Here is a 10,059-nt window from a genome sequence, read left to right on the forward strand (position 1 = left end):
GCGCTGGGGCGCGGAGCGGCCCTGATAGGTAATTGCGGTTAGTCAGGTAAAACGCGGTGCCTGGTGTTGGGGCCGCTTCGCAGCCCAGCGCGGGGCAAGCCCGCTCACCACAAAAGCCCGCTCACCACAAAAAGCCTGCTAACCACAAAAAGCCCGCTCACCACAAAAAGCCTGCTAACCCGAAGCAGGCATATCCAAAAGCCGGGTCACCACACAAGCCAGCACCCACCTTTTGAGCTTCAGCATGCCTTGGATCAGGGCTTTTCCAGGTTCGCCAGAATGTGCCCATGCACGCGCATGCACACGCGCATATCCTCTTCGTCCACGCCCACGAACAGCTCATGGCGCAATGCCGTGGCGATGGTTTCAATCTGCTCGATCAGCGGACGCGCCGTATCACACAACAGAATGCGCTTGGCGCGGCGGTCTTCGAGCACGGCCTGGCGCTGCACCAGGCCTTGGCCTTCCAGGCTGTCGAGCAGCCGAGCCAGGGTTGGCCCTTCTACTCCGACACTTTGTGCCAATTCACGCTGAGTTGGCGGGTCTTCGAAGCGGGCCAGGTGCAACAGCACCAGCCAACGCGCCTGGGACAGACCCAGCCCCGCCAAACGGCGGTCCAGCTCGGCGCGCCAACCTCGGGACATTTGCGCCAGCTGCATGCCAAAACGGTGTTGATCGGTTAACGGCATAAAAAACTCATGGTTTAGACTGAAAATAAAGTGTGGCTAATTATTAGTCAGCTAAGCATGAGCCATGCCAGTAGGCAAGAGTTGCTATGTACTGATTCGTTACATTGTCGCAATTGGCGCACTAAATCTCGAATTCAGACTGCAAAGCGGCACGAACACAGTACAAGACACCCTCTGGAACACGCCCGGTAAACAGCGGCGCGATCTCCGCAACCGGTGGCAATTCGCCTTCCCCGTCGAGAAACGCGTCCTGGATTTCACCGAGCAAGTCCTCCGGCAAATCCAGTGCCTGCTCCAACGACAATTGCTGTTTGCCAATCGATTCGGCGAGCAAGGTGTAGACGTTCTTTTCCGAGCATTGCAACTGGCCGGCGATCTGGATCGGGGTCATGCCCGCGCGCGCCAGGCTGATCAGCTCATGGCGAATATCGGCGACTTCCTTGGGTGCTTCGGCCTGGCCGCCGAGCACTTCGAGAAAGGCCTGGCCGTAGCGCTCCAGTTTGCGCGCGCCCACGCCGCTGACCCGGCCCATCTCGGCCATGGTGGTGGGCTGCTCGCGCAGCATCTCCAGCAACGTGGAGTCGGGGAAAATAACGTAAGGCGGCACGCTGTGTTCCTGCGCCAGTTTGCGGCGCAGGGTGCGTAAGGCTTCCCACTGCTCGCGCTCTTCGCCACGCACCAGTTGGCTGGCTTGGCTGGTGCTGCTCTTGGCCGTGGTTTGCGGCTTGAGGTCGCGACGCAGTTCAAGGGTCACTTCGCCCTTGAGCAATGGTCGGCAACTGTCGTTCAAGCGCAGGCCGCCATACCCTTCGATGTCGATATCGACCAGGTTGCGCGCCACCATTTGCCGGAACAACGAACGCCACTCGCCCTCGGCGCGGGCTTTGCCAACGCCATAGACCGAAAGCTTCTCGTGGCCGAAGCTGCGCACCTTTTCGTTGTCCTTGCCGAGCAACACATCCACCAGATGGCCCACGCCATAACGCTGGCCGGTGCGGTAGATGGCAGACAATGCCTGGCGCGCCGGCTCGGTGGCGTCCCAGGTCTGCACGCCGTCGGTGCAGTTGTCGCAATGCCCGCACGGCTGGGGCATGTCTTCATCGAAATACGCCAGCAGCGTTTGTCGGCGGCAGCGGGTCTCTTCACACAGCGACAGCATGGCGTCGAGCTTGTGCTGCTCCAAGCGCTTGTGGCGCTCGTCACCTTCGGAGTTCTGCAGCATCTGCTTGAGCATCACCACGTCCTGCAGGCCGTAGACCATCCAGGCGTCCGCCGGCAGGCCGTCACGACCGGCGCGACCGGTTTCCTGGTAGTAAGCCTCAAGGGATTTGGGCAGGTCCATGTGCGCAACAAAGCGCACGTTGGATTTGTCGATGCCCATGCCGAAGGCGATGGTCGCCACCATGATCAGGCCTTCCTCGTTGAGGAAGCGTTTCTGGTGCGCGGAGCGCGTTTCATTCGGCAGGCCGGCGTGGTACGGCAACGCCGGGTAGCCTTGCTCGCACAGGAACGCGGCCACTTCATCAACCTTCTTGCGCGACAGGCAATAGACGATGCCGGCATCGCTGCGGCGCTCGGAGAGGAACGCCAGCAACTGCTTGCGTGGCTGTTCCTTGGGCACGATGCGGTAAAAAATATTCGGCCGGTCGAAGCTCGACAGGAAGCGCTCGGCGTTCTGCAAATGCAGGCGCTCGACAATTTCTTCGCGGGTACGCTTGTCGGCCGTGGCGGTCAGGGCGATACGCGGCACATCAGGGAACAGCTCGGCCAACTGACCCAGTTGCAAGTATTCGCGACGGAAATCGTGACCCCATTGCGACACGCAGTGGGCTTCGTCGATGGCAAACAGGGCGATTTCCAGGCTCTGCAGGAAGGCCAGCATGCGCGGCTGCACCAGGCGCTCGGGGGCCAGGTAGAGCATCTTCACTTCGCCGCGCTTGATCCGCGCGGCCAGGTCGCGCTGCTGTTCGGCGCTGAGGGTGGAGTTCAGGGACGCCGCAGCGACACCCAACTCTTCCAGGGTGGCCACCTGATCGTCCATCAACGCGATCAACGGCGACACCACCACCGCCAGGCCATTACGCAACAGCGCAGGTACCTGGAAGCACAACGATTTGCCGCCGCCGGTAGGCATCAGGACCAGGGCGTCACCGCCATTGGCCACGCGCTCAATGATTGCACCCTGGCGGCCACGAAAACTGTCGTAGCCGAAGATGTCCTTGAGAACGCGTTGAGCCTGCTCGAGCATGTAAAACTCCAAAATGGTGCCGAAATCCCTCTGTACAGGCTGGACGAAAAAAACCGCATTCACGGAAAATAATCCGTAAGCGAAGTTTTCCCGAGGTGGCGCTCGGCCTGCAGGGGCATCACAAAACGCGGCAGTATACCCGAGCACCAGCCTGCAAAGGGCACCGCTGACGAATTGCAGCCCGTCTCTAAAAGCTGGCAAATGTGCACAGCGGCTGGCCTGGGCGCTCAAGAAAGCCTAGAATTCAGCATCGTTTATTCCCAAGGTAGTCCTTCAATGTCCTTCGCTGAGCAACTAACCCGCCTGCAAGCCTTCCTCGACGCCGATGAGCTGCATGACGAGGCGCTGGACTACGTGGCCGCCCACGGCTACCTGACCGCCCTTTCGATTTGCGCCGACATCGTGCCCGACCGTGAATGGATCGACGCACTGTTCGCTGAAGAACCGCATTACGCTGACGCTGCCCAGCGCGAAGAAATCGAATCCACCCTGTTGGCCCTCAAGGCCCACATCGGTCGCCAACTGGCCTCTGATGAAGAATTCGAGCTGCCGTGCGAGCTGGACCTGGGCGAAGAGCCGGACGACTCCGACCTGCGCGGCTGGTGCATCGGCTTCATGGAAGGTGTGTTCCTGCGCGAAGCGGCCTGGTTCGAAACCGCCGAAGAAGAAGTCAGCGAAATGCTGCTGCCGATCATGGTGGGTTCGGGCCTGTTCGACGACCAGCCAGAGTTCTCCGACATCGCCGCCGACGCCAACCTGATGGACGACATGATCGTCCAGATCCCGGAAGCCCTGACCGCGCTGTACCTGCTGTGCAACGCGCCTGACGAAAAGCCGGCGATCCTCAAGCCACGTCACCACTGAGTCGTTTGCCCATGCCCCCCACGGGCAAACGCTCGCTGCTCCTGCGTTACGCCCTGCTGGCCATCGGCTGGTTGAGCGTAGCGCTGGGAGTGATCGGCATTTTCCTTCCGGTGTTGCCGACCACCCCCTTCCTTCTGCTCGCCGCCGCCTGCTTCGCCCGAAGCTCCCCGCGGTTCTACCATTGGCTGGTGCACCACCCGCGCCTGGGCCCATGGATTCGTGATTACCTCGACGGCAATGGCATCCCGCTCAAGGGCAAGGTCTATGCGATCGGCCTGATGTGGCTGAGCATCGGTTTCTCCTGCTACCTGGTGCCACTGCCGTGGGCGCGCGGTTTTATGCTGACCAGCGCCGTGCTGGTGACGGTCTATCTCCTGCGTCAGAAAACCCTGCCGCCGCGATAACGCTGGGAGCTGGCTTGCCGGCGATACAGGCACCGCGCTGTGACAGTTGAACCGTGTTGATGCTATTGCGGGCAAGCCCGGACCCCACCCAACTGATGCACACGACCTTGGTCGACACTGACTAACCCCAGGCATCATGCGAGACTGTGCCACCGGGCCCGGAAGGCCTGGGTGTTCTTATGCTCGGAGTTACCATGACGCTGTCCAGCGGGCTGATCGCCGCCGTTGCCCTGGCCTATATGGCCATTATGTTTGCCATCGCCTTTTACGGTGACCGCCGCCGTGCGCCGCTGCCGCCACGTGTGCGTGCGTGGGTGTACAGCCTGTCGCTGGCGGTTTACTGCACCAGTTGGACCTTCTTCGGCGCCGTAGGCCAAGCCGCCGAACAGTTGTGGGCGTTTTTACCGATCTACCTCGGACCCGTGCTTCTGCTGGTGCTGGCACCCTGGGTGCTGCAGAAGATGATCCTGATCAGCAAGCAGGAAAACATCACCTCGATCGCCGACTTTATCGCCGCGCGCTACGGCAAATCTCAATCCCTGGCCGTGGTCGTCGCGCTGATCTGCCTGGTCGGCGTATTGCCCTACATCGCCCTGCAACTCAAAGGCATCGTGCTGGGTGTGAACCTGCTGATCGGCGCCGGGGTCGACACCACCGGCACCCGCGCCCAGGACACAGCCCTGATCGTGTCGCTGGTACTGGCGCTGTTCACCATTGTGTTTGGTACCCGCAACCTCGATGCCACCGAACACCACCGCGGCATGGTGCTGGCGATCGCCTTTGAGTCCTTGGTCAAGCTGTTCGCTTTTCTCGCGGTCGGCGCGTTTGTGACCTACGGCCTGTATGACGGTTTCGGCGACCTGTTCAATCAGGCGATGCTCGCGCCGCGCCTGGAGGAATACTGGCAGGAGACGATCAACTGGCCGTCGATGGTGGTGCAGACCGGCGTCGCGATGATGGCGATTATCTGCCTGCCTCGGCAGTTCCACGTCACCGTGGTGGAAAACATCGACCCCAAGGATTTGCGCCTGGCCAAGTGGGTATTCCCGGCCTATTTGATCCTCGCCGCACTGTTTGTGGTGCCCATCGCTCTGGGCGGCAAAATGCTGCTGCCCGGCTCGGTCTTGCCCGATTCCTACGTCATCAGCCTGCCCATGGCTGAAGCGCATCCGGCCCTCGCCGTGCTGGCGTTTATCGGCGGTGCCTCGGCGGCGACCGGCATGGTGATCGTGGCCAGCATCGCGTTGTCGACCATGGTCTCCAACGATATGTTGCTGCCGTGGCTGCTGCGTCGCTCCAGCGCCGAGCGCCCGTTCGAAGTGTTCCGCCACTGGATGCTGTCGGTGCGCCGGGTCAGCATTGTGATCATCCTGCTGCTGGCCTATGTGAGTTACCGGCTGCTGGGCTCCACGGCGAGCCTGGCGACCATCGGCCAGATCGCCTTTGCCGCCGTGACCCAACTGGCCCCGGCGATGCTCGGCGCGCTCTACTGGAAGCAGGCCAACCGACGCGGTGTGTTTGCCGGGTTGGCGGCAGGCACGTTCCTGTGGTTCTACACCTTGGTCCTGCCGGTGACGGCGAAAAGCCTGGGTTGGTCGCTGAGCCTTTTCCCAGGTCTCACATGGATGCATTCCCACCCGTTTGGCGTGTCCGTGACCTCACTGACCTTGGGCACGGTGTTCTCCCTGGCGGGTAACTTCACGCTGTTCGTCTGGGTGTCGATGCTGTCGCGCACGCGGGTGTCCGAACACTGGCAGGCCGGCCGTTTTATCGGCCAGGAAATCAGCCAACGCGCGAGCGCGCGCTCGATGCTGTCGGTGCAGATCAGCGACCTGCTCAGCCTGGCGGCGCGCTTCGTCGGCGAGGAGCGCGCCCAGCAGAGCTTTATTCGCTTCGCCTATCGCCAGGGCAAGGGCTTCAACCCCAACCAGAACGCCGACAACGACTGGATCGCCCATACCGAACGCCTGTTGGCCGGCGTGCTCGGCGCTTCTTCGACGCGCGCCGTCGTCAAGGCCGCGATTGAAGGTCGGGAAATGCAGTTGGAGGATGTCGTCCGCATCGCCGACGAAGCCTCGGAAGTACTGCAATTCAACCGGGCACTGCTGCAAGGCGCCATCGAAAACATCACCCAGGGCATCAGTGTGGTCGACCAGTCACTGAAGCTGGTGGCATGGAACCGGCGCTACCTGGAGCTGTTCAATTACCCCGACGGTTTGATCAGCGTGGGACGGCCGATCGCCGACATCATTCGCTACAACGCCGAGCGCGGCCTGTGCGGCCCGGGCGAGGCCGAAGTGCACGTGGCGCGGCGTCTGCACTGGATGCGCCAGGGGCGCGCGCACACCTCCGAGCGCTTGTTCCCGAATGGGCGCGTGATTGAGCTGATCGGCAACCCGATGCCCGGCGGCGGGTTTGTCATGAGTTTCACCGATATCACCGCGTTCCGTGAGGCCGAGCAAGCGTTGACCGAGGCCAATGAAGGCCTGGAACGACGGGTGACCGAGCGCACCCACGAACTGTCGCAACTCAATGTGGCACTCACCGATGCCAAGGGTGTCGCCGAATCGGCCAGCCAATCGAAAACGCGCTTTCTGGCTGCGGTGAGCCATGACCTCATGCAGCCGCTCAACGCTGCGCGACTGTTCTCCGCCGCCCTCTCCCACCAGAATGACGGTTTGTCCGGGGAGGCCCGGCAGTTGGTCCAGCACCTGGACAGTTCGCTGCGTTCCGCCGAGGACTTGATCAGCGACCTGCTGGACATCTCGCGCCTGGAAAACGGCAAGATCAACCCACAGCGCCAGCCTTTTGCGCTCAACGAGTTGTTCGACACCCTCGGCGCTGAGTTCAAGGCCCTGGCTCAGGAGCAAGGGCTGCGGTTCCGCCTGCGCGGCAGCCGTTTGCGGGTCAACAGCGACATCAAACTGTTGCGACGGGTTTTGCAGAATTTTCTGACTAACGCCTTCCGCTATGCCGACGGCCCGGTGCTACTTGGCGTACGCAGGCGCCGCGGTGAGCTGTGCCTGGAAGTCTGGGACCGCGGCCCTGGCATTCCGCCAGATAAACAGCAGGTCATCTTCGAAGAGTTCAAGCGCCTGGACAGCCATCAGACCCGCGCCGAAAAAGGCCTGGGCCTGGGCCTGGCGATCGCCGACGGCTTGTGCCGCGTATTGGGTCACACCTTGAGCGTGCGCTCCTGGCCAGGCAAAGGCAGCGTGTTCAGCGTGCGCGTGCCGCTGGCGCGCAACCAGGCCAGCCCACAGGTCAAGGCGACGCAGGACAATGGGTTGCCGCTGAGCGGCGCACAGGTGCTATGTGTGGATAACGAAGAGAGCATCCTGATCGGCATGCGCAGCTTGCTCACACGCTGGGGCTGTGAAGTGTGGACCGCCACTGACCAGGCACATTGCGCGGCACTGCTGGCTGAGGGCATGCGCCCACAGGTCGCGCTGGTGGATTACCACCTGGACCACGGCGAAACCGGCACCGAACTGATGGGCTGGCTGCGCGCGCAACTGGCCGAGCCGATTCCCGGGGTGGTGATCAGCGCCGACGGGCGTCCGGAGATGGTGGCCGAGGTGCATGCGGCGGGTTTGGATTACTTGGCCAAGCCGGTGAAGCCGGCGGCGTTGCGGGCGCTGCTCAGTCGGCATTTGCCGCTGTAAAAAGATTTAACTCAATACCTGTGGGAGCTGGCTTGCCTGCGATAACGGTGGTGGCTGACACGCCGCTAGCGCAGGCAAGCCAGCGCCCACATTGACCGCAACTTACTCAGGCACGTGCGCCACACCGTCTGAATCGGTCATCGCTTTCTCCAGCAAATCCGCCGGCAAACTCTTGCTGGCGCGAGCACCCAGCAACCTTAATTGCTCGGTGCGGCTGACCAGGTTTCCGCGCCCATCTGTCAGCTTGTTTCGCGCCGCGCTGTAAGCCTTGTCCAGCTGTTGCAGACGGTTGCCCACCTCATCCAGGTCCTGGATAAACAGCACGAACTTGTCGTACAGCCAACCAGCGCGCTCAGCGATCTCGCGGGCATTCTGGCTCTGGCGTTCCTGCTTCCACAGGCTGTCGATCACGCGCAAGGTGGCCAGCAACGTGGTAGGGCTGACGATAACGATATGGCGGTCGAACGCTTCCTGGAACAAGTTCGGTTCGGCTTGCAATGCGGCAGAAAACGCCGCCTCGATCGGCACGAACAACAACACGAAATCCAGGCTGTGCAAGCCTTCCAGGCGCTTGTAATCCTTGCCGGCCAAGCCTTTGACGTGATTACGCAAAGACAGCACATGCTGCTTGAGCGCCGCCTGGCCGATCACCTCATCATCGGCCGCCACGTACTGTTGATAAGCGGTGAGGCTGACCTTGGAGTCGACCACCACCTGCTTGTCGCCGGGCAACATGATCAACACGTCGGGCTGGAAGCGCTCGCCGTCCGGGCCTTTGAGGCTCACCTGGGTCTGATACTCGCGGCCTTTTTCCAGACCGGCATGCTCCAGCACTCGCTCAAGGATCAGCTCGCCCCAGTTACCCTGGGTTTTCTGGCCCTTCAGCGCGCGCGTCAGGTTGGTGGCTTCGTCCGACAGGCGCAGGTTCAGTTGCTGCAGGCGTTCAAGCTCTTTGGCCAGGGAAAAGCGTTCGCGCGCCTCATTCTGGTAGCTTTCTTCCACGCGTTTTTCGAAGGACTGGATACGTTCCTTGAGCGGGTCAAGCAACTGGCCCAAGCGTTCCTGGCTGGTTTCGGCAAAGCGCTGTTCACGCTCATCGAAGATCTTCCCGGCCAGCTCGGCGAACTGCGCACGCAGCTCGTCCCGTGAGCCTTGCAGGTCGGTGAGGCGCTGCTGATGGCTGTCCTGCTGTTCACGCAGTTCGGCGCGCAGGCCGGCGGACAAGGCGTCGAGGCGGCGCAGTTCGGTTTCCTTGGCGCTGCGGTCGAGGTTCCAGGCATGGGCCGCGTCACGGGCGTTATCGCGGTCGATTTGCAGCAGTTCGACTTCACGGCGCATGGCGGCCAAGTCAGCCTGTTTGGCCGCGTTGGCCTGGCTGAGGTCGCTGATTTCATCGCGGCTGGCGTCAAGTTGCGCGGCCAGCCCTTCCTGCGCCAATTGCGCGGTGGCCAGGCGCTCTTCGAGCAATTCCCAGCCGCTAGTGCGCTCGCTCAGCCGTCGTTGAATCTGCCAACACAACGCCAGTAACGGCACCGCGGCGCCAGCAAGACCCAAGGCAATACTGGTCCAGTCAAAAGCCATCGCCATTTCTGCCATCACCGAAAAAGGCCAAGGTTAACGGAGCACAAGGCTAGACGACAGCTCAGTCTTCGACCTGGCCCAATTCGCGCAGGGCGCGGCGGTCACCGGCGCGGGCCGCCGAACGCAGCAGATCGTGGCCGATACGCCGGTCGCGGGCGTTGCCGCATTCACGGCACATCAATTGGCCCAGACGGCTCTGCGCCGCGACTACGCCTTCACGCGCGGGTTGTTTGAGCAAATGCCCGGCGAAGTGTTTGACGTTGGTGTTGTGCCCCAGACGCGGGCTGTCGAGCAGCCACAAGGCGACCTTCAAGGAAAAGCGCTTGGGTGCGGTAACAGTTTGAGGGGTGTCGGTAACAGAAGGTGATACTGAGCGAAACTTCATAAAGCACTGTGGGACAGAACGGAAGGCGCGCCACTCTACTCTTTTTTTCGTACACGTAAAGCTGAAAAAACCCTGCACGCCCGTTCTAGAGCAAGCGCTCGGGACAATCCACAGAAGCTGTGGATAACTCAGTGGACAACCCGCGTTTAACGCGCGCAAAGCCGCATGGAATGGGGCCCGCAGTCAAACTGACGATTTTTTCACCAATAAAAAAAAGCGATAT

7 protein-coding genes are annotated in these 10,059 nt (G+C 61.7%); 3 read left to right on the forward strand and 4 right to left on the reverse strand.

The window, feature by feature from the left end:
- Positions 1 to 254 precede the first annotated feature (254 nt).
- Together WBB95_RS18485 and recQ are read right to left on the reverse strand one after the other, a co-directional pair.
- The gene (locus WBB95_RS18485; protein WP_424488898.1) at positions 255 to 689 is read right to left on the reverse strand and encodes a MarR family transcriptional regulator; all 435 of its coding nucleotides are present in this window, start codon (positions 687 to 689) and stop codon (positions 255 to 257) included.
- Positions 690 to 810: 121 nt separating this feature from the next.
- Positions 811 to 2,937 carry a DNA helicase RecQ gene (recQ, locus tag WBB95_RS18490; RefSeq protein ID WP_424488899.1) on the reverse strand — a complete coding sequence of 709 codons (2,127 nt, stop codon included), beginning with the start codon at positions 2,935 to 2,937 and terminating at the stop codon, positions 811 to 813.
- Positions 2,938 to 3,213: 276 nt separating this feature from the next.
- Here recQ and WBB95_RS18495 point away from each other — a divergent pair, with 276 nt between their 5' ends.
- From WBB95_RS18495 to WBB95_RS18505, 3 genes are all read left to right on the forward strand, one after another.
- Entirely contained in the window at positions 3,214 to 3,801 is a 588-nt protein-coding gene (locus WBB95_RS18495; protein ID WP_424488900.1) for a UPF0149 family protein, read from the forward strand.
- Positions 3,802 to 3,812: 11 nt separating this feature from the next.
- The gene (locus WBB95_RS18500; protein ID WP_424488901.1) at positions 3,813 to 4,205 is read left to right on the forward strand and encodes a YbaN family protein; all 393 of its coding nucleotides are present in this window, start codon (positions 3,813 to 3,815) and stop codon (positions 4,203 to 4,205) included.
- 194 nt (positions 4,206 to 4,399) lie between these two features.
- The gene (locus tag WBB95_RS18505) at positions 4,400 to 7,870 is read left to right on the forward strand and encodes a hybrid sensor histidine kinase/response regulator (protein ID WP_424488902.1); all 3,471 of its coding nucleotides are present in this window, start codon (positions 4,400 to 4,402) and stop codon (positions 7,868 to 7,870) included.
- Positions 7,871 to 7,972: 102 nt separating this feature from the next.
- Here WBB95_RS18505 and rmuC read toward each other — a convergent pair whose 3' ends face one another.
- Positions 7,973 to 9,337 (reverse strand): DNA recombination protein RmuC, encoded by a 1,365-nt coding sequence (rmuC, locus tag WBB95_RS18510; RefSeq protein ID WP_424488904.1) that lies wholly within the window; start codon positions 9,335 to 9,337, stop codon positions 7,973 to 7,975.
- A 175-nt stretch (positions 9,338 to 9,512) separates the two neighbouring features.
- Positions 9,513 to 9,836: a sel1 repeat family protein gene (locus tag WBB95_RS18515; RefSeq protein ID WP_424488903.1), complete on the reverse strand. Its 324-nt coding sequence runs from the start codon at positions 9,834 to 9,836 to the stop codon at positions 9,513 to 9,515.
- Positions 9,837 to 10,059: the final 223 nt, after the last annotated feature.

The sequence above is a fragment of the Pseudomonas sp. genome (assembly GCF_049645325.1).
Classification (GTDB): domain Bacteria; phylum Pseudomonadota; class Gammaproteobacteria; order Pseudomonadales; family Pseudomonadaceae; genus Aquipseudomonas.

What these genes read in the sequence shown, in the direction of transcription:
- WBB95_RS18515 (WP_424488903.1), bottom strand. Translation starts at nt 9,836, where the DNA reads ATGAAGTTTCGCTCAGTATCACCTTCTGTTACCGACACCCCTCAAACT.
- WBB95_RS18485 (WP_424488898.1), bottom strand. Translation starts at nt 689, where the DNA reads ATGCCGTTAACCGATCAACACCGTTTTGGCATGCAGCTGGCGCAAATG.
- WBB95_RS18495 (WP_424488900.1), top strand. Translation starts at nt 3,214, where the DNA reads ATGTCCTTCGCTGAGCAACTAACCCGCCTGCAAGCCTTCCTCGACGCC.
- WBB95_RS18505 (WP_424488902.1), top strand. Translation starts at nt 4,400, where the DNA reads ATGACGCTGTCCAGCGGGCTGATCGCCGCCGTTGCCCTGGCCTATATG.
- recQ (WP_424488899.1), bottom strand. Translation starts at nt 2,937, where the DNA reads ATGCTCGAGCAGGCTCAACGCGTTCTCAAGGACATCTTCGGCTACGAC.
- WBB95_RS18500 (WP_424488901.1), top strand. Translation starts at nt 3,813, where the DNA reads ATGCCCCCCACGGGCAAACGCTCGCTGCTCCTGCGTTACGCCCTGCTG.